The organism is Streptomyces sp. NPDC007907, from assembly GCF_042959365.1.
Taxonomy (GTDB): Bacteria; Actinomycetota; Actinomycetes; order Streptomycetales; family Streptomycetaceae; genus Streptomyces; species Streptomyces indiaensis.
This window is the reverse complement of the sequence record NZ_JBIBKR010000001.1, coordinates 642,942-666,561: the sequence shown is the minus strand read 5'-3', so window position 1 is coordinate 666,561 and position 23,620 is coordinate 642,942. Positions and strand designations below refer to the sequence as shown.

Annotated in this window: 20 protein-coding genes and 2 pseudogenes; 9 read left to right on the top strand and 13 right to left on the bottom strand. The window is 74.5% G+C overall.

What is annotated here, in order from left to right; all coding sequences use genetic code 11:
- Nucleotides 1-12: 12 nt before the first annotated feature.
- The gene (locus ACFZDI_RS03060) at nucleotides 13-603 is read right to left on the bottom strand and encodes a DUF6542 domain-containing protein (protein WP_391247354.1); all 591 of its coding nucleotides are present in this window, start codon (nucleotides 601-603) and stop codon (nucleotides 13-15) included.
- Nucleotides 604-793: 190 nt separating this feature from the next.
- Between ACFZDI_RS03060 and ychF the strand changes: the two genes are divergently transcribed.
- The gene (gene ychF / locus ACFZDI_RS03055) at nucleotides 794-1,882 is read left to right on the top strand and encodes a redox-regulated ATPase YchF (protein WP_361119811.1); all 1,089 of its coding nucleotides are present in this window, start codon (nucleotides 794-796) and stop codon (nucleotides 1,880-1,882) included.
- A gap of 271 nt (nucleotides 1,883-2,153) precedes the next feature.
- Here ychF and ACFZDI_RS03050 read toward each other — a convergent pair whose 3' ends face one another.
- The 4 genes from ACFZDI_RS03050 to ACFZDI_RS03035 all read right to left on the bottom strand — a co-directional run bounded on the left by ACFZDI_RS03050 (nucleotide 2,154) and on the right by ACFZDI_RS03035 (nucleotide 4,601).
- Nucleotides 2,154-2,444, bottom strand: a complete 291-nt coding sequence (locus ACFZDI_RS03050; protein WP_391247352.1) for a hypothetical protein — start codon at nucleotides 2,442-2,444, stop codon at nucleotides 2,154-2,156.
- Nucleotides 2,432-3,079 carry a sortase domain-bontaining protein gene (locus tag ACFZDI_RS03045; RefSeq protein WP_391247350.1) on the bottom strand — a complete coding sequence of 216 codons (648 nt, stop codon included), beginning with the start codon at nucleotides 3,077-3,079 and terminating at the stop codon, nucleotides 2,432-2,434. Before ACFZDI_RS03045 ends, ACFZDI_RS03050 begins: the two co-directional genes overlap by 13 nt.
- On the bottom strand, nucleotides 3,072-3,899 hold the full coding sequence (locus ACFZDI_RS03040) for a DUF4397 domain-containing protein (protein ID WP_391247348.1): 828 nt from the start codon (nucleotides 3,897-3,899) through the stop codon (nucleotides 3,072-3,074). The genes ACFZDI_RS03045 and ACFZDI_RS03040 overlap by 8 nt, the downstream gene beginning before the upstream one ends.
- Nucleotides 3,900-3,995: 96 nt before the next feature.
- Entirely contained in the window at nucleotides 3,996-4,601 is a 606-nt protein-coding gene (locus ACFZDI_RS03035) for an RNA polymerase sigma factor (RefSeq protein ID WP_234846725.1), read from the bottom strand.
- A 269-nt stretch (nucleotides 4,602-4,870) separates the two neighbouring features.
- Between ACFZDI_RS03035 and ACFZDI_RS03030 the strand changes: the two genes are divergently transcribed.
- The 4 genes from ACFZDI_RS03030 (at nucleotide 4,871) to ACFZDI_RS03015 (ending at nucleotide 9,865) form a co-directional block, all read left to right on the top strand.
- Nucleotides 4,871-6,133: a MerR family transcriptional regulator gene (locus ACFZDI_RS03030; protein WP_391248009.1), complete on the top strand. Its 1,263-nt coding sequence runs from the start codon at nucleotides 4,871-4,873 to the stop codon at nucleotides 6,131-6,133.
- 185 nt (nucleotides 6,134-6,318) lie between these two features.
- Nucleotides 6,319-7,560, top strand: coding sequence for a lycopene cyclase family protein (locus ACFZDI_RS03025; RefSeq protein ID WP_391247346.1), 1,242 nt, complete (start codon nucleotides 6,319-6,321; stop codon nucleotides 7,558-7,560).
- An 11-nt stretch (nucleotides 7,561-7,571) separates the two neighbouring features.
- Nucleotides 7,572-8,288 (top strand): class I SAM-dependent methyltransferase, encoded by a 717-nt coding sequence (locus tag ACFZDI_RS03020; RefSeq protein ID WP_234849859.1) that lies wholly within the window; start codon nucleotides 7,572-7,574, stop codon nucleotides 8,286-8,288.
- On the top strand, nucleotides 8,285-9,865 hold the full coding sequence (locus ACFZDI_RS03015) for an FAD-dependent oxidoreductase (protein WP_391247345.1): 1,581 nt from the start codon (nucleotides 8,285-8,287) through the stop codon (nucleotides 9,863-9,865). The genes ACFZDI_RS03020 and ACFZDI_RS03015 overlap by 4 nt, the downstream gene beginning before the upstream one ends.
- Nucleotides 9,866-9,978: 113 nt before the next feature.
- Here ACFZDI_RS03015 and ACFZDI_RS03010 read toward each other — a convergent pair whose 3' ends face one another.
- The 7 genes and pseudogenes from ACFZDI_RS03010 to ACFZDI_RS02980 all read right to left on the bottom strand — a co-directional run bounded on the left by ACFZDI_RS03010 (nucleotide 9,979) and on the right by ACFZDI_RS02980 (nucleotide 20,090).
- On the bottom strand, nucleotides 9,979-10,995 hold the full coding sequence (locus tag ACFZDI_RS03010) for a DUF5914 domain-containing protein (RefSeq protein WP_391247343.1): 1,017 nt from the start codon (nucleotides 10,993-10,995) through the stop codon (nucleotides 9,979-9,981).
- Nucleotides 10,996-11,197: 202 nt separating this feature from the next.
- A pseudogene (locus ACFZDI_RS03005) lies at nucleotides 11,198-12,154 on the bottom strand (phytoene/squalene synthase family protein); the annotation flags it as partial.
- Nucleotides 12,141-13,703 (bottom strand): phytoene desaturase family protein, encoded by a 1,563-nt coding sequence (crtI, locus tag ACFZDI_RS03000; RefSeq protein WP_391247341.1) that lies wholly within the window; start codon nucleotides 13,701-13,703, stop codon nucleotides 12,141-12,143. The gene crtI and the pseudogene ACFZDI_RS03005, both read right to left, overlap by 14 nt.
- Nucleotides 13,700-14,842, bottom strand: coding sequence for a polyprenyl synthetase family protein (locus tag ACFZDI_RS02995; RefSeq protein WP_391247339.1), 1,143 nt, complete (start codon nucleotides 14,840-14,842; stop codon nucleotides 13,700-13,702). The genes crtI and ACFZDI_RS02995 overlap by 4 nt, the downstream gene beginning before the upstream one ends.
- 84 nt (nucleotides 14,843-14,926) lie before the next feature.
- Nucleotides 14,927-16,300 (bottom strand): FAD-binding domain-containing protein, encoded by a 1,374-nt coding sequence (locus tag ACFZDI_RS02990; RefSeq protein ID WP_391247337.1) that lies wholly within the window; start codon nucleotides 16,298-16,300, stop codon nucleotides 14,927-14,929.
- A gap of 4 nt (nucleotides 16,301-16,304) precedes the next feature.
- Entirely contained in the window at nucleotides 16,305-17,888 is a 1,584-nt protein-coding gene (locus ACFZDI_RS02985; RefSeq protein WP_391247335.1) for an SDR family NAD(P)-dependent oxidoreductase, read from the bottom strand.
- A 120-nt stretch (nucleotides 17,889-18,008) separates the two neighbouring features.
- Nucleotides 18,009-20,090, bottom strand: a complete 2,082-nt coding sequence (locus tag ACFZDI_RS02980; RefSeq protein ID WP_391247333.1) for an MMPL family transporter — start codon at nucleotides 20,088-20,090, stop codon at nucleotides 18,009-18,011.
- Between the two features lie 101 nt (nucleotides 20,091-20,191).
- On the opposite strand from ACFZDI_RS02980, the gene ACFZDI_RS02975 reads away from it, so the two are divergent.
- The 4 genes and pseudogenes from ACFZDI_RS02975 (at nucleotide 20,192) to tgmB (ending at nucleotide 22,675) form a co-directional block, all read left to right on the top strand.
- A complete protein-coding gene (locus ACFZDI_RS02975; RefSeq protein ID WP_391247331.1) occupies nucleotides 20,192-20,701 on the top strand; it encodes a MarR family transcriptional regulator in 510 nt (169 codons plus the stop codon).
- A 115-nt stretch (nucleotides 20,702-20,816) separates the two neighbouring features.
- Nucleotides 20,817-21,314 (top strand): hypothetical protein, encoded by a 498-nt coding sequence (locus tag ACFZDI_RS02970; protein ID WP_391247329.1) that lies wholly within the window; start codon nucleotides 20,817-20,819, stop codon nucleotides 21,312-21,314.
- A gap of 223 nt (nucleotides 21,315-21,537) precedes the next feature.
- Nucleotides 21,538-21,729, top strand: coding sequence for a putative ATP-grasp-modified RiPP (tgmA, locus tag ACFZDI_RS02965; protein WP_234849870.1), 192 nt, complete (start codon nucleotides 21,538-21,540; stop codon nucleotides 21,727-21,729).
- A gap of 12 nt (nucleotides 21,730-21,741) precedes the next feature.
- A pseudogene (tgmB, locus tag ACFZDI_RS02960) lies at nucleotides 21,742-22,675 on the top strand (ATP-grasp ribosomal peptide maturase).
- A gap of 31 nt (nucleotides 22,676-22,706) precedes the next feature.
- On the opposite strand, the gene ACFZDI_RS02955 reads toward tgmB, so the two are convergent.
- Complete coding sequence (locus ACFZDI_RS02955) at nucleotides 22,707-23,537, bottom strand: oxidoreductase (RefSeq protein ID WP_234849872.1); 831 nt, start codon at nucleotides 23,535-23,537, stop codon at nucleotides 22,707-22,709.
- Nucleotides 23,538-23,620: the final 83 nt, after the last annotated feature.

The window sequence follows — 23,620 nt, the reverse complement described above, 5'->3', positions numbered from 1 at the left end:
CCACGCGAGGTGTCAGTGCGGCGGCCGGGCCCCTGCGGCTCGCCGCCGGTGCACCAGCCGGATCCGCCGGGCGATCACGATCAGCCCGGTGACGAGAGTGCCGCCGTACAGCCAGCCGGCCTGCGTGGCGAGTGCCGTCACCAGGCCCATCAGGGTGCCGGTACCGCCCTCGTCGTCGGCCACCGGCAGCAGCCCCACGGCGAACGCGATGGGCACCACCACGGGTGCCGTCATCAGGTCCCCCGGGCGCACCCAGAGGGCGGTCAGCACGCACACCGGCAGGAACAGCACGCCGTACGCCGTCAGGGACGCCCCGAACAGTGCGGCGCACAGCGCGCCCAGCAGGAACATCACCGCCGTGCAGAACAGCCCGCTGCCCAGCCCGGTCAGCCGGGGGTTCGGCAGCCCCGCGGCGGCGGGCGACGGCACGGGCGCGGGCCGCCGTACCGGCGCCGGGCGGCGCCGCGGCCCGGGTGGCCGTGCCGCACGCACGGGCTCACCCCCCGCCCCCCGCCCCGCCTGGGACGGCACGGGTTGCCGGGGCGGCCTGGGCCGGTCCCGTCGCGGTCCGTACTCGGGAGATCGCGTCCTGTATTGCTCCACCGCACCAACTTAGGTCGTTCTATATGCCGAATAGGCCGACAGACACGCCGTTGGCCGAGGCTTGGCCAAGCGTTCGATACGTCGCCGGGACGGTTCCGGACACGCCGTAGACTGGTGGATCGGCCGGACCCCTGGCCCTCCACTCACGGGAACCCGGCCCCCTGGCCCTCCACTCACGGGAAGTCGCAACGTGTCGCTCACGATCGGAATCGTCGGTCTGCCGAATGTCGGCAAGTCGACCCTGTTCAACGCCCTGACCAAGAACGACGTGCTGGCGGCCAACTACCCGTTCGCCACCATCGAGCCGAACGTGGGTGTCGTAGGCGTCCCCGACCCGCGCCTGACCAAACTGGCCGAGATCTTCTCCTCGCAGCGGGTGCTCCCGGCCACGGTGGACTTCGTCGACATCGCCGGCATCGTGCGCGGCGCGTCCGAGGGCGAGGGCCTCGGCAACAAGTTCCTCGCGAACATCCGCGAGTCCGACGCGATCTGCCAGGTCATCCGTGCCTTCAAGGACGAGAACGTCGTGCACGTGGACGGCAAGGTCTCGCCCAAGGACGACATCGAGACGATCAACACCGAGCTGATCCTCGCGGACCTGCAGACCATCGAGAAGGTCCTGCCGCGCCTCCAGAAGGAGTCGCGGATCAAGAAGGACATCGCGCCGAAGGTCAAGGCCGTCGAGGAGGCGAAGGAGATCCTGGAGAAGGGCGACACGCTCTTCGCGCACGGTCTCGTCCAGGGCAGCGAGCGTGCGGAGCTCCTGCACGACCTGCACCTGCTCACCACCAAGCCGTTCCTCTACGTCTTCAACGTCGACGAGGACGAGCTGACCGACGACGACTTCAAGAACGAGCAGCGGGCCCTGGTCGCCCCGGCCGAGGCGATCTTCCTCAACGCCAAGCTGGAGGCGGACCTCGCCGAGCTCGACGAGGAGGAGGCGCTGGAGCTCCTCCAGTCCGTCGGCCAGGAGGAGCCCGGCCTCGCGACCCTGGCCCACGTCGGCTTCCGCACTCTGGGGCTGCAGACGTACCTGACCGCAGGCCCCAAGGAATCCCGCGCCTGGACGATCAAGAAGGGCGCCACGGCCCCCGAGGCGGCCGGCGTCATCCACACCGACTTCCAGAAGGGCTTCATCAAGGCGGAGGTCATCTCCTTCGACGACCTGGTGGAGACGGGCTCGGTCGCGGAGGCCCGCGCGAAGGGCAAGGCGCGCATGGAGGGCAAGGACTATGTGATGCAGGACGGGGACGTCGTGGAGTTCAGGTTCAACGTCTGAGCGGATGAAATAACACCACGTCGATGACGCGGCAAAAATGCAGGTCAGAAGGGGCCGGGCTCGCGGGAGCCCGGCCCCTTCATCGATCCCGTGTGGATCGGTGCCGGAGTTTCTGGCCTGACGTCAGAGTGGTCAGGCGTCGTAGACGGTGGTGCGATGCCCGACGTGCACGGCCCACACCAGCAGCTCACGGCCGGAACCCGGCGATGACATCCCTGCGGGAACCGGCGGCATCCGACCGCGAGAGGGCCAGGGACGGTGCGTGCCGACTTCACCCTTCCGGAGCGCTGCGGGAGTCGGGTCCCTCGTCGTCCCCCTGGGGTGGGGTGGGTTCCTGGGAGACCTTGCGGGTGATGTCGTGCCAGACGTGGTCCGGGGGCGGGGTGGGCAGGTCCAGGGCCTTCGCGGTGCGGGCCGCGGTCACCAGGCGGGTCAGGACGCGGAGTTCGTCGCGGCAGCGGTCGCACTGTTCGACGTGACGCAGGGCCTCGGTGTCGGCCTCGGTCGGGACGGCGTTGCGCAGCGCCAGTTCCACCAGGTGCGCGGGCTCTACGTGGGCCACTGCGCCCTCCCGGACTCGACGGGTTCCGCCGTGACGACGAGGTTGGACAGGTAGCCGCCGCGTTCGGGGACGAACGGGGGCGCGCACGTGATGAGCGTGAGGACCGGGACACCGGTGCGGCGGAACGCCGACGGTGGCAACTCTTCCTTGGGCACGGTGACACGTGAGAGGACGCGGTACCGCACCGGGTCCGCCCCGGCCCGCCGCACCTCCACGTGGTCCCCGCGCCGTACGTGGTACAGCCCGGCGAACTCGCCGATGGCCCCGGTGTCGCTGTCCACGTGCCCCACGAGCACCGCCGACCCCGCAACGCTGCCCGGCGCCGGACCGTAGCGGTACCAGCCGGCCACCGACGGGTCGTCGGGGACGGCCAGGTCCCCCCGGTCCGTCACGCCGACCGGCGCCACCCGGGCGTCGACGCCCACGTCGGGCAGCAGGACGCGCCGGGGCGGCGGGGCCTGGGCCGGGGGCGGAGCCTCCTCCGCCGCCGCCCCGGCCGTCCGCCCGTAGGGCGCGGTCGTGAAGTCGGGCGCAGGCTCGGCCGGCTGCGACGGCCGGCCCGGAAAACCGAGGACGGCTGCCAGAGCGGCAGCCGCCAGCATCGGTCCCGTCAGCCGTCGCGTGCCGTCAGCCACGTCGGCGGACGACCCGGCGGGCCACCAGCACGCTCGCCACCGCGACCGCTCCGGCCCCTGCGGCCCAGGCCGGGCCCAGGTCGGCGGAGTTCGTCGCGACCGCGGCTCCGCTGCCGCCCGCGGGAACGCCGCGCGGCGACGACGCCATGCCGCTGAAGGTCTGCGTCGCCAGGGCCAGGTTCTTGTCGTCGGCGCTGCCCCAGGCGTAGACGACATTGCTCGTGCCTTCGGCAAGCTTCAGATCGGCCGGGCCGATGGCCACGGTGTCCGTCCCGGCGAGCACCACGTCGGTGTTCAGGGTGCCCGCATCGACCTCGGCGGTGTCCTCCTTCGGGTTGGTCAGATCGGTGAACACGGGCTGTCCGCCGGCCCGGACGTCCACGGCCGGGGCTGCCGCGACATGGCGGACCGTCAGGCGGGACTTGCCGGCCTCCACCTGGGAGACGTCGTTGGTGAAGGCCGTCAACTCCGGCTTGCCGTCGGCGGAGAGATGGGCGGCGACCGTGGCGTTCGCGCCCTCGGGCACCTCGATCTTCTTCTGCAGGGCGGGAGTTCCGTCAGGGCTCTGGCCCGCTTCGAAGATCTGGATGTCGTAGGTGCCTGCGTCGAGGGACTTCGGGTCCGTCACCGTGCCGGGCTTGAAGTCGCCGACCAGTTCGTCGCCGTTGGCGTACACGTCCACGGTCATGCCGGGGATGCCGTGGAAGACGGACACCATGGCCTGGTCCTGCTGTTCGGCCAGGGCGGGCGTGGACACGCCGAGGGCCAGGGCGCAGGCTCCGGCCGAGGCGGCGATGACGAGGCGGGTGCGGTGGATCATGGGAATCATCCCTTCGAACTAAGCCTCCGTACGGTGCGGAGTCTCGGTCCTGTTTCGGGTGCCGGGGCCGCCGCGGATGCGCGTGCGGCGGCGTCGCTACAGGTCCGTGCCGGGACCCGGGGGCTGCTCGATCACCATGCGGAGCCGGTGCAGGCCGCGGCGGGCGTGGCTCTTCACGGTCCCCAGGGGCATTCCGGTCCGCTCCGCGATCTGAGCCTGGGTCAGGTCCTCGTAGAACGCCATGCACAGCACCTCCCGTTGGTGGCGCGGCAGCCGTGCCAGGGCGTCGACCATCAGCACCCGGTCCAGGACGCGGTCCGGTGCCGCCTCGTCGGGCCCGGTGGTGTCCGCGTCGCGGGCGGCCGAGTCGATGAGGGTCAGGCGCCGGGTGCGGGCCGCCAGCGCGTCGACGATCTTGCGTCGCGTGATGCCGACCAGCCAGGCCCCGAGCGGGCCCCGCTCGGGGCGGAATCCGGCCCTGCCGTTCCAGGCGCCGAGGAACACCTGCTGCGTCACGTCCTCCGCCTCGTAGGTGTCGCCGAGCAGTCGGGTGGCCATGGTGTGGACGAGCGCGCCCCAGCGCCGGTAGATCGCCGCGAACGCCTCCTCGTCGGCGGCGACGAGGCCCCGGGCCAGCTCCTCCTCGTACCGCGTTTCCTCCGTGGGCACGGCGGGGGCGGTGAGTCGCGTGTTCGTGATCATGGCCTGGTTCCTCCTGCAGTGCGTCGCGCGGGGACGGAAGGCCGTCTGCCGAACCGCACCGGTCGCGCTCCGCGAGCCGCGACCATGCGGTCCAGGCCAGTGTTCGGTGCACAAACGACGCGCCTCAACATGCGTCGTTTGTGCGTCGTACAGTCGGAGGTATGGGTGCACACGAACGGGACAGTCGACGCGGCGGACGCGAAGGCGCGCCGCTCGGGAACGTGCCGACCGGTGGCGGGCCGCCGGGGGGCGGGCCGCCGGGGGGCGGCCTGACCACCGGCGAGGTGGCCAGGAGGCTGGGCGTGGCGCCCACCACGGTCCGTACGTGGGATCGCCGCTACGGCCTCGGACCCGACTCGCACACCGGCGGCCGGCATCGGCGGTGGACCCCGTCGGACGTGGCGCGGCTGGAGCGGATGTGCGCCCTGACGGCGACCGGGATACCGCCCGCCGAGGCGGCACGCGCGGTGCTCGCCGAAACGACGCAGCGGGCGGACCCCGCGGGTGGGGCCACGCGGGCAGTGCGGCGGACGGACACGGCGGACACGGCACACATGGCGGGAGGGGCGACCCCGGCGGCGCGGCAGACGGACACGGCTGGAGGCGCGGCCCTGGCGCCGCGGCCGACGGGCCCGGGCGGCCGGGCCGACCGAGCACCCCGCGAGGCGCTCCCGGAAAGGGCCCCGGGGGCGGTGTCGGATGCGGCTTCGCGGGCGGTGTCGGATGCCGTCCCGGGGGCGGTCCCGGATGCGGCCCCTGACGGGGTCCCGGGCCGGTCGACCGGCGACCCGGTGGCGCCAAGGTCTGCGGCCCCCGGACAGGCCTCGCAACCGCAACCGCGGCCGTCCGCCAGTACCCGCACGCGCAGCCGGGCCGGCAGCGGGCTGCGCCTCGGTGACGTGCGCCAGGAATGCAAAGGCATCGCCCGTGCCGCTCTGCGCCTCGACGCCTCCGCACTGGACGACCTGCTGGAGACCGCGATAGCCGAGCACGGCCTGGTCGCCGCCTGGACGGAGGTGATCATGCCGACGCTCCAGGCGGTCGGCCGCAAGTGGGAGAGCTCCGGCGAGAAGTACGTCGAGGTCGAGCACTTCCTGTCCTGGCACGTCTCCGGCGCGCTGCGGCGAGGTGCCCCGCCCACGGCCGCCGACCGCCCGGGCGCGACCATCGTGCTCGCCTGTGTGCCGGGGGAGAACCACACGCTGCCCCTGGAGGTGCTGTCGGCGGCCTTGGCCGAACGCGGCCTGCCGGTGCGCATGTTCGGCGGTGCCCTGCCCGTGGAGTCCCTCGTCACGGCCGTCCGCAGAACGGGGCCCGCGGCGGTGGGGCTGTGGGCGCAGTCCCGTACGACCGCCAGCCGGCCGCTGGCCCAGCACGTGGCCGCGATGGAGTGGGGGGTGCGGGGCGCCCGCCGCAAGCCGGTCGTCCTGACGATAGGGCCCGGCTGGAGCGGCCGGACCGTCCCCGGACTGCCCCGCCCGACGGGACTGGCCGAGGCCGTCGCGGTGCTGGAGTCGGTCGTGTCGCGCTAGCCCCGGCCGGCTGCATCCGAACCCCGCCTCCTGCGAGAAGCGGTGAACGGACGGACCGAACCACGCGAACGGACCGAACCAGGTGAACGGTCCTAACCAGGCGAGACGACCACACTGAACGAACAGTCCCAGTCAGCACGACGGCCGGAGCGGGGTGCGGAGATGAGCGGCGCGTGGTGGGCCCGGTGAGCGCAGGGCCCGTCGACACGTCGGACGTGGTGATCCTCGGGGGCGGTGCTGCCGGCCTCAGTCTCGCGTACCGGCTGCTCGACACCGACACCGACACCGACACCGACGCCGACGCCGCGACCGTCACCGTGGTGGAGCCGCCCGACGGCCCCGTACGCCCGGCGGAACGTACCTGGTGCTACTGGGACCAGGGCGACGGCGACAGCGAGGGCGATGCCGGGTTCGGCGAAGCGGTCACCGCCACCTGGCCCCTGCTGCGGGTGCACGGCCCCGACGGCAGCCCCCTCACCGTCGATCCGGCGCCCTTCCGCTACCGCATGGTCCGTTCCACCGCGTTCGAGCGGCTGGTGCACACGCGACTGGAGCGGTCGCCCGGCGGGCGGCTGCTGCGCGCGACGGCGGACACGGTGCGCGACGTACCGGCAGGCGCCGAGGTCCGCTGCACGGCACCCGGCGGGTGGACCCTGACCCTGCGCGCCCGCCACGTGTTCGACTCGCGGCCGCTGCGCGCCCTGCCACCGGCCCGGACCCAGCTGCTGCAGCACTTCCGCGGCTGGTTCGTGCGCACCGGCACCGACCGGTTCGACCCCGTGGTGGCCGACCTCATGGACTTCCGGGTGCCCCAGCCGCGCCACGGCCTCGCCTTCGGCTACGTCCTGCCGCTGGCCCCGGACCGGGCACTCGTCGAGTACACCGAGTTCTCCCGGCGCCCGCTGACGACGGCGGCGTACGAGGCGGCGCTCGGCCACTACGCCCGCGAGGTGCTGCGCCTGGGCGAGTTCGCGGTGGAGTCGGCCGAGCAGGGCGTCATCCCCATGACCGACGCCCGCTTCCCCCGGCGCACCGGCCCGGCGGTCTTCCGCATCGGCACGGCGGGCGGTGCCACCCGCCCCGCCACCGGCTACACCTTCGCGGCCGTGCAGCGGCACAGCCGGGCCGTCGCCGCGGCCCTGCGGGACGGGCGCGCCACCGTGCCCGCGCCCCACGGCCGGCGGGCGCTCGCCATGGACGCGGTGCTGCTGCGGGCCCTGGACACCGGGCGGATCGACGGCCCCGCCTTCTTCACCGGCCTCTTCCGCCGCACACCCGCGCCCCGCCTGCTGCGCTTCCTCGACGGCGCCACCTCGCTCCGGGAGGAGTGGGGCATCGGACTGCGCACCCCGGTGGGCCCGATGCTGCGCACCGCGCTCGAAGTGCCCTTCCTGCCCCGCCGTACCCACCCCGCCCCAGGAACCTGAGAGAGCCCCCGATGACCCTGCTGCGCGACCGCGAGCTGGCCTACGCCTTCGACCACGCGTCCCAGACCTACGACCGCCTCACCGGCCTCAATCCGGGCTACCGCGCCGACCTGCTGCGCTCGGCCCGACGGCTCCGGCTCCCGCGGGACGGGGCGGGGCTGCACCTGCTCGACCTGGGCTGCGGCACCGGCGCCTCCACCCGGGCCCTGCTGCGGGCCGCGCCCCGGGCCCGGATCACCGCGGTGGACGCCTCCTCGGGCATGCTGGGGCGGGCGCTGGCCAAGCCGTGGCCCGACACCGTGCGCTTCCTGCACCTGAGCGCCGAGGAACTCGCGGCGGCCGGTGAAGGGCCCTTCGACGCGGTCTTCGCCGCCTACCTGTTCCGCAACGTCTCCGACCCGGACGCCGTCCTCGGCACGGTGCGCGCACTGCTGCGGCCGGGCGGGAGGCTCGCCGTCCACGAGTACAGCCTCGGCGGCTCGCCCGCGCACCGGGCGCTGTGGACGGCCGTATGCCAGGGCGTGATCATCCCCGCGGGCACCCTCACCGGCGACCGCGCCCTGTACCGGCACCTGTGGCACAGCGTCCTCGACTTCGACACCGCCTCCGCCTTCACCGGACGGCTGACCCGGGCCGGGTTCACCGGCGCGCGCGCCCTGCCCCTGGCCGGCTGGCAGACCGGCATCACGCACACGTTCGTCGCGGCGGCGGGGGAGGCCGGCCGATGAGCCACCCGACGAGTCCCCGCCCCGCCGCCCGCCGCGGCCGGGACCGCAAGGCCGAGGTCCTCATGCCCGCGCCGGGCCGCGACCGGTTCACGCCCGGGGACGCGCCGTCCGTGGCCGTGGTCGGCGGCGGCATCGCAGGACTGGCCGCGGCCACCGGGCTGGCCGAACGCGGCGCCCGGGTCACCCTCTACGAACGCGAGGACGCACTCGGCGGCCGTCTGGCCGGGCACCCCACCCGGCTGGCCGACGGCTCCGAGGTGACCATGAGCCGAGGCTTCCACGCCTTCTTCCGCCAGTACTACAACCTGCGCGGGCTGCTGCGGCGCACCGACCCCGCCCTCGCCCGCCTCACCCCGCTGCCCGACTACCCCCTGCGGCACAGCGGCGGCCTCACCGACAGCTTCGCCCGCGTCCCGCGCACCCCGCCCCTGAGCGCCCTCGGCTTCGTCGCCCTCAGCCCCAGCTTCGGCTGGCGCGACCTCACCGCCCTGGACGCACGGGCGGCGCTGCCGCTGACGGACGTACGCGTGCCCGAGGTGTACACGCGTTTCGACGGGATCAGCGCGACCGCCTTCCTGGAACGCGTCCGCTTCCCCGAGGCCGCGCACCACCTGGCCTTCGAGGTGTTCTCGCGCAGCTTCTTCGCCGACCCGCACGAACTGTCCGCCGCCGAGCTGATGCTGATGTTCCACATCTACTTCCTCGGCTCCTCGGAGGGGCTGCTCTTCGACGTGCCCGACGAGCCCTTCCCGCAGGCCCTGTGGGAGCCGCTCGCCGACTACCTCCGGCGCCTCGGCGTGACCCTGCGCACCGGCACCCCCGTAGACGGTGTGGAGCCCGTGGACCAGGGGGGAGCAGAGGTGCGCACCGGCACCGGCACCGGCAGCGACCGGCACGACGCCGTGGTGCTGGCGCTCGACACCGCCGGGCTGCGACAGGTCGTCGCCGCCTCACCCGGCCTCGGCACCGCCGCCTGGCGCGACGGCATCGCCGCCCTGCGCACCGCCCCGCCGTTCCTCGTCTCACGGCTCTGGCTGGACCGGCCGGTCCGCGCCGACCGCCCGGGCTTCCTCGGCACCAGCGGCTACGACGGCCTGGACAACATCAGCGTCCTGGAACGCTACGAGGGCGAGGCCGCCCGCTGGGCCGCGAAGCACGACGGTTCCGTGGTGGAACTGCACGCCTACGCCGTCACCCCGGGCGCGGACCGGGAGAGCGTGCAGGAGGCGCTGCTCGGGCAGTTGCGGCGGGTGTACCCGGAGACCGGTCGGGCGCGTGTCGTGGACGCCCGGCACGAGTGGCGGTCGGACTGCCCGCTCTTCCCGGTCGGCACCCACCACCGGCGCCCCACCGTACGCACCCCGCTCCCGTGGCTGACGCTGGCCGGCGACGGGCTGCGCTGCGACCTGCCCGTGGCCCTGATGGAACGCGCCGCCACCACGGGCTTCCTGGCGTCCAACGCCCTGCTCGCCGAGTGGGGCGTGCGCGGCCAGGTGCTGTGGACCGTGCCACGGTCGGGCCGCTCCCGGCTGCTGCGGGCCCTCGGGGCGCTGGCGGAGCGCCCGGTGCGCCGGTGACGTCGTGACCTCGTGACCCCGGGCGGCCGTGACGCCGTGCCCGTCCGGCCGCTGACGTCGGGCCGCCGGACGGGCCCGGGCCGCTCCGCGCAGGCCCGTCCGGCGGGGTCGTGTCAGCCCGGGAAGCGGCCGGTGCTGCGCAACTCCCAGCGCCTCTCGGCGTAGGCGAGGTCGTCGCGCCACAGCCGCCCGGCCGTGTGCCGCATCAGAGGGCGCAGCACGGGCGCCGCGGCCCGGGCCAGGGCGAAACCGCGCCGGTCCGAAGCGGCGACGACTGCCTCGATCACGGCGGTCCGCGGCTGCCGCGCGTCCGCGGCGGTCAGGGGCGTGGCATGGGTCTCCACCACGGACGTGGCCCCCTCGCCGTCGGTGATGCGCATCAGGACGGTACGCGGATCCGGCGCGGTGAACTCGGCCCGCACGGGCACCACCAGACGGCCCGCCACCCGGAAGGAGACGTCGACCACGAAGGCGTCGCCCTCGTCGCCCGCCTGGTCGCCCCGCGGTTCCCGCACCACCGTCAGATCGACGAAGGAGTACGGGTGGAACCAGGATCCGTGCCACGGGTCGAGCCGGTTGGCGACCACGTCCTGCGGTTCGCACCGCCCGAAGGCCGTGAACACCGCGTCCACCCCGCTGCCCGGTGCGGGCCGGGCCGGCACCACGGGCCGCTCCGACGGCTCCTCACCCCCGACCGTGTCCAGTCGCACCCACACCAGCACCCCGTCGTCGTGGACGGGGTACGGCCGCCAGCCGGCGAACGCGGAGCCGTCCAGGGCCAGTCCGTGCCAGTGGCACACGAGCGTGCCGCACACCACCCGGCTGTCGCGCAGCGGGGCACCGAGGTGCGGGCAGGCGCCGGGACCCGCCCGGAGTTCACCGGCCGGCGAGCGCCACAGCACCACTTCGACGCCGCCGACGGTCCTGCCGCAGGGGCGGCCGGGGCGCACGTCCCGGGAGGCGCCCACCACGAACCAGTTGCCCGACGGGCGGGCACAGGCCCGCTTGAGGGTGTCGGCGATCAGCGCCGGACGGGCGTCGCGCCAGGTCGGCGTCTGCTCCGCCCAGGCGGGGCCGCGGCGCCGGCGCAGCGGTGAGGTCCAGCCCGCGCGGTCCGCTCGGTCAGCCATGGTCCGGCCCCTTCCGTTCCCGTCCTTCCGGCTTCCGCGGCTCGGTTCCCCGCGGTCCGGGTTTCTGCCGCTCGGGTCCCCGCCGTTCCCGTCCCTCCGGACCCCGCCGCCCGGGTTCCCGCCGCCCGGGTCCCCACCGCCCGGGTTCCTGCCGTTCGGGTCCCCACCCTTCGGTTTCCTGCCGTTCGGGTTCCTCGCGTGGCGGTGCGGCCCGGTTCGCCGCGGGCGGCGCGTGCCACCGTGCGCGGGCGACCTTGAGGACACCGGCCGCGGCGGTGGCGGCCCGTCGCCGGCGGGGTACGACGGCCCGGCGGTGCAGCACGGTGTAGTCGTGCCGCGCGATCGCGTCGAGGATGCCGCCGTACAGCGTGAACGCGGTCCTGATGCAGGGCCGCACCCGCGGATCGAGCATCGCGATGCCCGGTTCCGCCTCCCGGTACACGTCCCTGGTCAGGGCCTCGGCCGCGACCAGTGCCGCCCGGATGCGCGGGTCGCGCCGGCCGCTGCGCCGGCTCCACTCCAGCAGCGGCCGGTCCACCCCGTGGGCGGCGAGCAGATCCGCGGGCAGGTAGACGCGCCCCCGGTCCAGGTCCTCGCCCACGTCCCGCAGGAAGTTGGTCAGCTGGAACGCCACCCCGAGGGCCGCCGCGTGCGGTGCCGCCTCCTCGCGCGGGACGACCGTGCCGAGCACGGGCAGCATCTGCAGGCCGATCACCGCGGCCGAGCCGTGCATGTAGGCCCGCAGGTCGGCGTAGGTCGGGTAGTCCGTGACGGTCAGGTCGGCACGCATCGAGGCGAGGAAGTCGGCGAACAGGTCCACGTCGATGCCGTAGCGCTCGGCGGTGTCGGCCACGGCCCGGACCACCGGTTCGTCCCCGCCGCCGGTGCGCAGCGCGAGGGCGAGGTCCTCCTCCAGCCGCTTGAGCAGCAGGTCCCGCTCGTCGGGCGTCAGCCGCCGGTCCAGGTCGTCGACGATGTCGTCGGCCCAGCGGGCGAAGCCGTACAGCGCGTGCACGGCCGTACGGCGTTCCAGCGGCAGCAGGCGCGTGGCCAGGAAGTAGGTGCGGCCGTGGCGGGCGTTGAGCTGCCGGCACCGGCTGTAGTCGGCCCGCAGGCCGGGGTCGGTGATCCCGGCGGCGTCCAGTTCACGACGGGTCATGGGCACCTGCTCCGGTCGGGGTGGACGGGCGGCGGTACGAAGACCGGCCCGCCCGGGGCACGGTGGCGGAGCCTCCGGTGACGCGGGCGGCGGCGAGCTTCCCGCTGATGAGCACGGTCGGTACGCCGACTCCGGGTGTGGTCCCGCAGCCGGCCAGGACCACGTTGTCCAGGCCGCGCACGAGGTTGCGCGGCCGGAAGGGGCCGGTCTGGGCGAAGGTGTGGGAGACGGAGAAGGGACTGCCCGCCGCGTGGCCCTGGGCCGTCCAGTCCAGCGGGGTCACCAGCAGTTCCTCCTCGACGCTGTCGGCGAAGCCGTCCAGGCCGCGGCGCTCCAGCTCGGTGACCAGGCGGTCGCGGTAGCGGGGGCCCAGGTCCCGCCAGGCGGCGGCGGAGGGGCCCACGGCGGTGTTGGGGCAGGGCGCCAGGACGTAGTGGAGGTGGCGGCCGGGCGGCGCCAGCGAGGCGTCGTGCGCGGTGGGGCGGGTGATCAGCAGGGACGGGTCGCTCATCAGCGTCCCCGTCCGGGTCAGTTCGTCGAAGGTGCGCTCCCACGCGGCGCCGAAGGACAGTGTGTGGTGGGCGAGGTGGGGCCAGGTGCGGTCGGTGCCCGCGTGCAGGATCACCGCGGACGGCGAGTGCCGCAGCGGTACCGGACGCCGGGGCGCCCGGCCCAGCAGACGGTGCGCGGCGGGCAGTTCACAGGTCAGCACCACCGCGTCGCACGGGATGCGCTCGCCCGAGGCGAGACGGACGGCCCGCACCCGGCCCGCCGAGCGTTCCAGCGTGCTCACCTCCGCCGACCAGCGCACCTCGGCACCGGCGGCGGCCGCCACGTCGGCCATCGCCCGGGGCAGCGCGTGCATGCCGCCCTTGGGGAACCAGACCCCGGCCACGGTGTCCATGTAGGCGATCACCGCGTACGCCGCGAGGGCCCGGGCCGGGGCCACACCGGCGTACAGGGCCTGGAAGGAGAAGACGCGGCGCAGCCGGGCGTCGGAGAGGAAACGGCCGATCCGGGCGTCCAGCCGTCCGAAGCCGCCGAGCGCCGCGAGGCGGGCCAGGTCCGGGTGTGCCAGCTGGAACGGCGAGTCGAAGTTGGTGTCGATGAACCGGCGCATCTGCGCCCGGTACAGCCGCTCCAGCCAGCCGCGCAGCCTGCGGTAGCCCGCCGCCTCCGCGGGCCCGGCGAAGCGCCGTACCTCCGCTTCCATGGCGTCGCCGTCGGTGTGCACGTCGAGCGAGGACCCGTCGGCGAAACCGGCCCGGTAGGCGGGGTGCAGGGCCACCAGCTCGACGTGCCGGGAGAGGCTCTCGCCGACGGCCGCGAACGCCTCGTCGGCCAGGTGCGGCATGGTCAGCACGGTCGGCCCGGTGTCCACCAGGTAGTCGCCGAGCCCGACCCGGCCGGCCCTCCCGCCCGGGCCGGCGTCCCGTTCGACGAGCGTCACCCGGCGGCCGGCGCCCAGCAGGTGCAGGGCGCACGCCAGCCCGGACAGGCCGGCGCCCACCACCACGACATGGTCCGTGGGACCCGTCACGGTCCTCATACGAGCTCCTGCGCGTGCTGCGCGGCGACGCCGGCGGCGCGCCGGACGAGCTCGGCGAACTCCCGCCGGACGGCGGGGGCGGCGCCGGCCGCCTCGAAGTGCCGCAGGGCGGCGGCCGCCAGGTCCGCGATCCTCGACTCCACCTCGGCCCGGGCGCCCGTCCGCTCCAGCGCGGCCCGCATCCGCTCGACGGTGTGCCCCGGCCGGGCGTCCGCGTCCGGGGCGAGCACGGCGGCGGCGTCCTCGTCGCCACCGGCCTGCGCGAGCCGGACGGCGACGGCGAGAAGAGGGGTGAGCTTGCGGGAGCGCAGGTCCTCGTCGGCCGGTTTGCCGGTCAGCGCCGGGTCCCCGAACGCGCCGAGGAGGTCGTCGCGCAGCTGGAAGGCGAGCCCCGCGCACCGGCCCGCCGCTCGCAGCGCGCCGAGGGTCCGCGCGTCGGCGCCGGCCAGTGACGCGCCCAGCGTCAGGGGCCGCACGACCGTGTAGCGGGCGCTCTTCAGGACGGCGATGGTCAGTGCCTCCTCCGCGCCCGACGAGCCGCTCGCCTGCGCCCGCAGGTCGCGGTACTGCCCGGCGACCATCTCGGTGCGCATGGCCCTCCACTCGTCGTTCAGCCGGGTGCCGTACGGCGAGGCGAGCGCCGTCTCCGTGAGCAGGTCGTCCGCCCATGCCAGCGCCAGATCGCCCGCGAGCACGGCCGCCGACGTCCCGAACGACTCGGCGGAGCCGCCCGCCCCTCCGGCCCGGTGCCCCCGGGCGAAGTCCACGTGCATCGCGGGACCGCCCCGGCGCAGCGGCGATCCGTCCATCACGTCGTCGTGGATGAGCGCACAGGCCTGGAGCAGTTCGAGGGCGGCCCCGGTGCGCAGGACCGCGCCCGTGTCGCCGGAGCCGCCCGCGGCCCGCCAGCCGCACCACACGAACGCGGTCCGCAGCCGCTTGCCGCCCCGCCGGACGAACGCGGCGACGCGCTCGGCCATCTCATGGGTGAACACCGCATCCGTGTCGCGTGCCTGCCGCAGCCGCGCGTCGAGCACCCGCTCGAGGACCGCCTCCATGGCACGCGTGGCTCCGGGAGCCGTGAGCGGGGCGTCGTTCGTCTCCGCCGGTCCGGCCACCGTCGGCCGCGGTCCAAGCATGCGCAACCCCTTCTCGCTTCCGGTCATCCGCACATCAGTGCTTCCGCTGGGAGCGGTGTTTCGGATGCGCCGGGTTCCGGGCTGTCAGTCGCGGCCGCGGGCCTGCCGGAAACGGGCCAGGCCCTCGCCGAGGTCGAGGAGCGGTTGCGGATAGCGCAGCCGGGCCCGCCGGTGCTCCGGCAGCCGCCACGGCTCGTGCACCGCGGAGCCGCGGACGTCCGCCAGCTCGGGCACCCAGCGGCGGACGTAACCGCCGTCCGGGTCGTAGCGCTTGCCCTGCAGGACGGGGTTGAGGACGCGGTTCGGGCGGGTGTCGGTGCCGGTGCCGGCGACCCACTGCCAGTTCAGCTGGTTGTTAACGAGGTCGCCGTCCACCAGGAACCGCAGGAAGTGCCGGGCGCCGATCCGCCAGTCCACGTACAGCGTCTTGGTCAGGAAACTCGCCACCACCAGCCGGGCCCGGTTGTGCATCCAGCCCTCGTGGCGCAGCTGGCGCATGCCCGCGTCGACCACCGGGTAGCCGGTACGGCCCTCCCGCCACGCGGCGATGTCCTCGGCGGCCTCCTCCTCGCCGCGCCACCGGTCCTCCCGCGAGCGGTAGTCCCGCAGGGACACCTCGGGCCGGGACGCGAGGACCTGGTGGTGGAAGTCGCGCCAGCACACCTGGCGGACGAACGCCTGCGCCCCGGCCCCGCCCTTCTCGCGGGCCCGCCGGACGACCTCCACCGGCGAGAGCGCCCCGAAGTGCAGGTAGGGCGACAGGCGTGACGTCGCGTCACCCGCCAGGTCGTCGTGCCGGTCCTCGTAGCGGGACAGGTCCGCGTCCGCCCAGCGCGCGAACCGGTCCCGCCCGGCGGACTCCCCGCCGGGCGGGAGGTCCGGGGACAGGTCCGGCCCCGCCGGCCGTGCGGGCGGGTCCTCGCCGCGGGCCGCTTCGGGGACCCGCACCGCACGCGGCGCGGGCAGGGGGTCGCGCAGCCGCTCCTTGGACCAGCGGCGCATGTACGGGGTGAACACGGCGAAGTGGTCCGAGCCGGCCGGTGTCACGGCCCCGGGCGCAAGGGCGGTGACCACGCCCTCGTGCACCCGCAGCCGGACACCGTCGGCGTCGAGTTCCTTGCGCAGCCGCTCCTCCCGGCGGTGGGCGAAGCCGGTGACCCCCGCGGCCATGTGCACCTCCGTGGCGCCACACGCGGCGGCCACCGCGCGGACCTCGCGGGCGACCGGCCCGCTGCGCACGACCAGCCGTCCGCCGAGGCGGCGCAGCGACGCGTCGAGGTCGGCCAGGCAGTCCGCGAGGAAGGCGGCGCGGTTCGGCACGTCGAAACCGGCGGCGTGCACGGCCGGGTCGCGCACGAACAGGGGGACCACCTCGTCCGCCGCGTGCAGCGCGGCGTGCAGCGGCGGATGGTCGTGCAGACGCAGGTCCGAGGTGAACAGGACGACCGCGACGGTCATGGTGTCACTCCTGGTGCGGTGGTGCGGATGCCGTTCGTTGATGCCGGACACTTCGCCGCTCGCGGGCCCGCCGGATGCGCGAGGCCCTGCGGCGCCCGCCGGTGCCCTCGGACGCGGCCCGGGCGATGTTGCGCGCCATGCCGCCGAACACGACGGAGTGGAACGGGGCGACGCTCCACCAGTAGGCGTGGCCCAGCAGGCCGCGCGGATGGAACAGGGCGCGCTGCCGGTAACGGGTACGGCCCGCCTCGTCGGTCTCGGCGTACATCTCCAGCCAGGCGAGGCCGGGCAGCCGCATCTCGGCGCGCAGCCGCAGCAGATGCCCCGGCTCCAGCTCCTCGACCCGCCAGAAGTCCAGCGAGTCACCGACCCTCAGGCGCTCGGTGTCCCGCCGTCCGCGGCGCAGCCCGACCCCGCCCGCGAACCGGTCGAGCCACCCCCGGACCGCCCAGGCCAGCGGGGAGGAGTACCAGCCGTTGTCGCCGCCGATGCCCTCGACGACCTTCCACAGAGCCGCCCGGGAGGCGTCGACCGGGCGCTGCCGTTCGTCCTGGTAGAGGCTGCCGCCCGCCCAGTCGGGGTCGGTGGGCAGCGGGTCGCTGGGAGCTCCGGGCACCGAGGCCGAGGACCAGCGCGTGGCGACCTGCGCCTCGCGCACCTTGCGCAGCGCCAGGGTCAGCGCCTCGTCGAACGGCAGCGGCCGGCCGGGGAGGTCCGGCACGTACCGGGCGATGTCGTGCTCGCGGCAGACGACCTCGTGCCGCAGCGACTCGGTCAGCGGCCGGGCGAGGCCGGCGGGCACCGGGGTGACCAGGCCGACCCAGTGGCTGGACAGCCGCGGGGTGAGCACCGGGACCGGCACGATGAACCGCCGCGGCAGCCCGGCCACGGCGGCGTAGCGCAGCATCATGTCCCGGTAGGTGAGGACGTCCGGACCGCCGATGTCGAAGGCCCGGTCGACGTCGTCCGGCATGGTGGCCGAGCCGACGAGGTAGCGCAGCACGTCGCGCACCCCGATGGGCTGGGTGCGGGTGTGCACCCAGCTCGGGGTGACCATCACGGGCAGGCGTTCGGTGAGGTAGCGCAACATCTCGAACGACGCCGAGCCGGAGCCGATGACGACCGCGGCCCGCAGCACCGTCGTGGGCACGGGGCAGTCGAGGAAGATCTCCCCGACCTCGGCGCGGGAGCGCAGGTGCGGGGAGAGCGACTCCGCGGGGACGTCACGCGGCGTGAGCCCGCCGAGGTAGACGATCCGCCGTACGCCCGCGGCCCGGGCCTGCTCGGCGAAGACCCGGGCGGCGGCGCGGTCGGTGTCCTCGAAGCCGGAGCCGGAGCCGAGGGCGTGCACCAGGTAGTAGGCGACGTCGACCCCGCGCATCGCGGCGGCGACCGACTCCGGGTCCGTGACGTCGCCCCGGACCGTCTCGGCGTGCGCCGCCCAGGGGTGGTCGCGGAGCTTGCCGGGGGAGCGGGCCAGGCACCGGACGCGGTGGCCCTCCTGCAGCAGTTCCGGCACCAGACGCCCGCCGATGTACCCGGACGCCCCGGTGACCAGACAGTGCAGCCGCCGCCCGTCCGTCGCCATACCCCTGCCTCCCGGCGTCCCGTACCGCCGCCGTGCCGCCGGATCGCGACCGGCCCTGACAGGAAACACTTCCGGCCCGGCGGCCGCGGCGGATGCACCGTCACGGGCCCGGCGGGCGGTTCAGCCGTCCCGGCGGGCCAGGACGCTCGGCCACCACGCCCGCGGCCCGATGTCGATCACCAGCGCCGGCACCAGCAGGGAGCGCACCACGAGCGTGTCGAGCAGCACCCCGAAGGCGACGATGAACGCGATCTGCACCAGGAACGCCAGGGGGATCACCGTCAGCGCCGCGAACGTCGCGGCCAGCACCACACCCGCCGAGGTGATCACGCCGCCGGTGGTGGTCAGCCCGCGCAGCACCCCCTGCCGGTTGCCGTGCGCCAGTGCCTCCTCCCGGACCCGGGACATCAGGAAGATGTTGTAGTCGACGCCGAGCGCCACCAGGAACACGAAGCCGTACAGCGGTACCGAGGCGTCCGTGCCGCTGAAGCCGAGCAGGTGCTGGAAGACCAGGGACGACACCCCGAGCGTCGCCAGGAAGTTGAGCCCCACGGTCGCCACCAGCAGCACCGGCACGAGCAGTGAGCGCAGCAGCAGCATCAGGATCAGCAGGATGACGGCCAGCACGATCGGCACGATGACCGTCCGGTCCCGGGCGGCGGTCCGCTGGGTGTCGTACTGCTGCGCCGTGTACCCGCCGACCAGCGCGTCGGCCCCGGACACCGCGTGCACCCGCGCGCGCAGCCGCTCGACGGTCTCCTTGGCCGCGTCGCTGTCCGCCGCCGCCTTCAGGGTGACGTCGACGCGCACCCGCCCGTCGACGACGAGCGGCTCGCCCGCACCGGGCCGTCCGGAGGCGGAGACGGCACCGGCGGAGGCCACGCCCTCGGTGCCGCGCGCGGCGGCCGTCACCTCGGCGGTGCGGTCCGCGTCGGCGATGACGACGGCGGGGTTGCCGGAGCCGCCGGGGAAGTGCGCGCCGAGCGTGGCCTGCGCGGTCACCGACGGTGTGTCGTTCACGAAGATCTCGTCGAGCGGCACGCCCTGGGAGGACAGGGAGGGCGAGAGAGCAGCGCAGACGGCCAGGACGAGCGCCGTCACAGCCCAGGTCCGCCGGGGCCGGCCGTCCACCGTCCGGGCGACGCGCCGCCACAGGCCGCTGCCCTCGGCGGACTCCTCGGGGTGCTTGGGCCGAGACGGCCAGTAGGCGGTGCGGCCCAGCAGGGCCAGCGCGGCCGGCAGGAAGGTGAGCGTGACGAGCACGGCGCAGCCGATGCCGACGGCGCCGACCGGCCCGAGGGCACGGTTGTTGGTGAGGTCGCTCGCGAGCAGGGCCAGCAGCCCGAGCGCCACGGTGGCGGCGCTGGCGGTGATCGCCCCGGACGACCGGCGCACGGCGGCCACCGCAGCCGCCGAACGGTCCTCGCGCAGGGCGAGTTCCTCCCGGAAGCGCGCGGCCAGCAGCAGGGCGTAGTCGGTGGCGGCGCCGATCACGAGGATCGACAGGATGCCCTGCACCTGGCCGTCGACCCGGACCACGTCCCGGTCGGCCAGCGCGTAGACCACGGCACAGGCGAGGCCCAGCGCGAAGACCGACCCCAGGATGATCAGGAACGGCAGCAGGACGCTCCGGTACACCAGCAGCAGGATCAGCAGCACGGCGCCGAGGGCCACGCCCAGCAGCAGTCCGTCGATGCCCGCGAACGCGTCCGACAGATCGGCCTGGACGGCCGCGGGGCCGGCGATGCGCACCGTGGTGCCGGGCACGCCCCGGGCCGCCTCGCCCACCGTGTCGAGGGCGGCGGGCAGTCGGTCGCCGAGGTCGGGCTCCAGCGGGACGACGGCCTGTATCGCCTCGCGGTCGTCGGAGAGCAGGGCGGGGGAGGGGCGGCCCACGACGCCGGGCTTCCCGGCGAGCGCGGCGACGGCGTGTCCGGCCTCGGCCTGCCGCTGCGCGGTGAACCGCTGCCCGTCCGCCGTCCAGACCACGACGGCCGGCACGGTCTCGGCCCGGTCGAAGGCGGCCCGGGCCTCCAGGACCCGGGTGGACTCGGCGCTCCGCGGCAGGAAGGCGGCCTGGTCGTCGGTGGCCACCTCGCCGAGCTTGCCGGCGTAGGGACCGAGCGTCCCGCCCACCCCCAGCCAAACGAGCAGCAGAACGAGCGGTACGAGCCGCCGGGCCCGACGCGGTGCGGTACTCATGCACATCCCAAGCCGTAGAGGAAGTGACCGTGGAAGAAGTCACTCAGGAAGTAACTCACTCATAAAGTATCTCAATCATTGAGAGATACTAGGCTGGGGGGATGAGCGGATCCGGTGCACCCACGGCATCTCTTCCGGCGGAGGACCCCACCGGGTTGCAGTCCTTCGCCGTTCTCCTGCGCCGGATGAACAGCGAGTTCAACCGCATCGCCCAGGAGTTCGCGCAGGAACAGGGCCTGCATCTCACCGACATGCAGGCCCTGATCGCGATCCTCGACGCCGACTCCGACCCGGACGCGGCGGGCGAGCCCATGACGCCGGGCCGTCTGCGGGGGCAGCTCAACCTCACGTCCGGCGCCGTGACCGCGTGCCTCGACCGGCTGGAGCGGGCCGGACACATCCGCCGGGTCCGCGACGCCGGCGACCGCCGCGTGGTGCACCTGCACTACGCCGAAGCGGCCCGCGGCCTGGCCCGCGACTACTTCCGGCCCCTGGCCCGGAGCACCGACGCCGCCCGGGGCCGTTTCAGCCCCGAGGAACTGGAGGTGGTCGTCCGCTTCCTGGCCGAGATGAACGCCGAACTCGCCCTCCTGCGGCGGCACTCCGGCTGAGCGCAGGGCCCGCAAGGCCGCGGCGCCGGGCGGGGCACTCGATCCGTTCCGTACCCCGCCCTGAGCGCGGGACTCGACACCCTGGTCGTGAACAAGGACCTGCGACTGTCCGGCCTTGAAGACCACGATCGCCGCCGTCTTCACCAGCGTCGCTCTGGGAGGCGTCGCGGTCGCCGCCATCGGTTCCGTCGGCTCGCCCGCGAACGGCTCCGGCGGGACGACGCCCTCCTCGCCTCCCGCCCCCGCCCGGCCGGACGGCCAGGTCTCACACACTCCCTCGGACGGCCCCGGGCGGGACGACGGCCCGCCCTCCGCCCAGGACACCGACGCCCAGTGCCGCGCCTACGAACGGGTCGACGGCCGGGGAACGGCGCTCGACGCGACCGCCTGGCAGCGGCTCGTCGCGGCGGCGGGCGGTGCGGACGAGGTCGACGCGTACTGCGCCGGGCTGCCGGCCCGGTCCACGCCCGAGCCCGGCCGGCCCGGCGAGCCGGACAGGGCCGGTGAGGTCGCCGCGGACCCCGGCGCGGGGACGGGCTCGGCCGGCAGCAGGACCGGGGCGGGCAAGGGAAGCACCAAGGGCGGCCGCCCGGGCGGCGGTCCGGGCCGGTGACCCCGTCACGTGCCCTCGCCCGGGCGCCCCGTGCCGATCTCCGGGCCGAATCACCGGGGCCGCAAGCCCCCAGTGACGATTCCGGCGCCACTTTCGGTGTGTAAGCAGTGAAGAAATTGGACGCAGTGTTGCCGGTGATGTGGATGAGGCGTGATGAGTGACTCCTGTGCGGGGTACGCGCGCGGCACCGCACACGGGCGGCGCGCGAACCCGGAGGCTTCGAGTGCGACCGTTCACCCTCAACTACATACGGCCCGCGTCCCATCCGACGGCGGTGCCGCCCTACCGCTTCGACGACTCGCTCCAGCTGAACGTGCTTCCCGACGGCCGCCCCGCGGTCAGCGACCCGGAACTCCTCCTGGCGGTCGGGACGACGGCGTCCACCGCCGGATCCAAGACGCACTTCGACGACTGACCCCGTGAGCGCATGACCGTACTGATCCTCACGTCCAAGGACGACGTCACCGCCGACATGGTCGTGACCCGACTGCACGACGCAGCGGTGCCGGTCATGCGCCTCGACCCCGCGGACCTGCCGGTCAACACCTTGCTGTCCGCCCGCTACGCGCACGGTGACTTCGAAGGGCTCCTGTCGGCGAAACGGGCACGTGGTCAGCATGGGAGGCCTGCGGTCCGTGTGGGTGCGCAGGCCCGGCGAGCCCGCCGCGCACGCGGACGAGCCCTCCGCCTGGCTGACCGCCGAGACCCGCCAGGCCCTGTTCGGCATGCTCTACTCGGCCTCCGCGCGCTGGATGAACCACCCGCGCGAAGCCGAGCGGGCCCGGCTGAAACCGTGGCAGCTGAGAACCGCCCACCTCACCGGCTTCGCCGTGCCACCGACGGTCGTCACCACCGTCCCGCGCCTGGCACGGCAGTTCGCCGAGGAGTACGGGGAAGTGGTGGTCAAGTCCGCCTCGGGACCGCCGCCCGGCGAGCCCCCGCTGGCCCTGCCCACCACCCTGATCGGACCCGACTCGGACTTCTCGGGCGTCGCGGCCGGCCCCGCGCTGCTCCAGCGATACATCCCCAAACGCGCGGACATCCGCCTGACCTGCGTCGGCGGCCGGCTGTTCGCGGCGCGGAAGGAGGCCGACCCCGACCAGGTGGACGGCCGCTACGGCGACACCGGGCACACCTGGGAGCCGGCCGAGGTGCCCGACCGCATCCGCAAGTCCGTGCACGACTACGTCGACATGGCGGGACTGGCCTACGCGGCCTTCGACTTCGCCGAGGACGAGGACGGCTTCTGGTGGTTTCTCGAGTGCAACCAGAGCGGCCAGTTCGGCTTCGTGGAGCTGGAGACCGGGCAGCCGATCTCGGAAGCGGTGGCCCAGTGGCTGTCCCGGCCCGCCCGGGGCTGACCCCCGGCGGCTCCGGCGTGCCGGCGGCCCGTCAGTCGTCGAACGCGGTGTCCCGGGCCCGCTTCTCCCACGTCAGGACCTCGTCCCGCACCTGGTCGAGATGGCCGAGCACCGCGCCGACCCCGTCGTCGCCCAGGGGCAGGCGCAGGGGCGTGCGCTCGGCGTCCAGGGCGGCCAGGATGAGGGCGGCGGCCTTGGCCGGATCGCCCGGCTGGGTGCCGTCACCGCCGACGACGGCACCACGCGTCTCGCTCACCTTGCCGTACACCCCGCTGTCCGCACTCGTCCCGGCCCGCCCGGTCTCGAACAGGCCGGTGCGGAAGGCGCCCGGCTCGACGATGAGCACCTTGACGCCGAACTCGGCGACCTCGTCCGCGAGTCCCTCGGACATGCCCTCCAGGGCGAACTTCGTGGCGCTGTACGCCGAGAAGCCGGCGAACGACAACTGCCCGCCCATGCTGCTCATCTGCACGATCGCGCCCGACCGCCGCTCGCGCATGTGGGGCAGCACGGCCCGGGTGAGGGCGGCCGGACCGAAGACGTGCACGTCGAACAGCGCCCGCAGCTCCTCCTCGGTGGTCTCCTCGAACGCCCCGACATGCGTCCGGCCCGCGTTGTTGACCAGCACGTCGATCCGCCCGTGCCGTGCGACGACGTCCCGTACGGCGGGCTCGGCGGCGCCGGTGTCGGAGACGTCCAGGCGCAGCGCCTCCACCCGGTCGGGGTGGGCGGCGACCAGTTCGTCCAGCGCCTCGGGGCGCCGGGCCGCACCCACCACCACGTCGCCCGCCGCGAGGGCCGCCTCGGCGATCGCCCGCCCGAAGCCGCTGCTCGCGCCCGTGATCAGCCACACCTTGTTCATGACGCACTCCCCGTCTCGTGTCGTTACGTCAGTCACCCTCTCGCCCGGGATGATGGCCCGTCCAAGACATTTGGTGATAGCCG

Bases quoted from the DNA above. Each gene is read 5' to 3' on its own strand.
- ACFZDI_RS03020 (WP_234849859.1), top strand. From the start codon at position 7,572: ATGACCCTGCTGCGCGACCGCGAGCTGGCCTACGCCTTCGACCACGCG.
- crtI (WP_391247341.1), bottom strand. From the start codon at position 13,703: ATGAGGACCGTGACGGGTCCCACGGACCATGTCGTGGTGGTGGGCGCC.
- ACFZDI_RS02995 (WP_391247339.1), bottom strand. From the start codon at position 14,842: ATGCTTGGACCGCGGCCGACGGTGGCCGGACCGGCGGAGACGAACGAC.
- ACFZDI_RS02955 (WP_234849872.1), bottom strand. From the start codon at position 23,537: ATGAACAAGGTGTGGCTGATCACGGGCGCGAGCAGCGGCTTCGGGCGG.
- ACFZDI_RS03040 (WP_391247348.1), bottom strand. From the start codon at position 3,899: ATGATCCACCGCACCCGCCTCGTCATCGCCGCCTCGGCCGGAGCCTGC.
- ACFZDI_RS02980 (WP_391247333.1), bottom strand. From the start codon at position 20,090: ATGAGTACCGCACCGCGTCGGGCCCGGCGGCTCGTACCGCTCGTTCTG.
- ACFZDI_RS03010 (WP_391247343.1), bottom strand. From the start codon at position 10,995: ATGGCTGACCGAGCGGACCGCGCGGGCTGGACCTCACCGCTGCGCCGG.
- ACFZDI_RS02985 (WP_391247335.1), bottom strand. From the start codon at position 17,888: ATGGCGACGGACGGGCGGCGGCTGCACTGTCTGGTCACCGGGGCGTCC.
- ACFZDI_RS03015 (WP_391247345.1), top strand. From the start codon at position 8,285: ATGAGCCACCCGACGAGTCCCCGCCCCGCCGCCCGCCGCGGCCGGGAC.
- ACFZDI_RS03035 (WP_234846725.1), bottom strand. From the start codon at position 4,601: ATGATCACGAACACGCGACTCACCGCCCCCGCCGTGCCCACGGAGGAA.
- ACFZDI_RS02990 (WP_391247337.1), bottom strand. From the start codon at position 16,300: ATGACCGTCGCGGTCGTCCTGTTCACCTCGGACCTGCGTCTGCACGAC.
- ACFZDI_RS02975 (WP_391247331.1), top strand. From the start codon at position 20,192: ATGAGCGGATCCGGTGCACCCACGGCATCTCTTCCGGCGGAGGACCCC.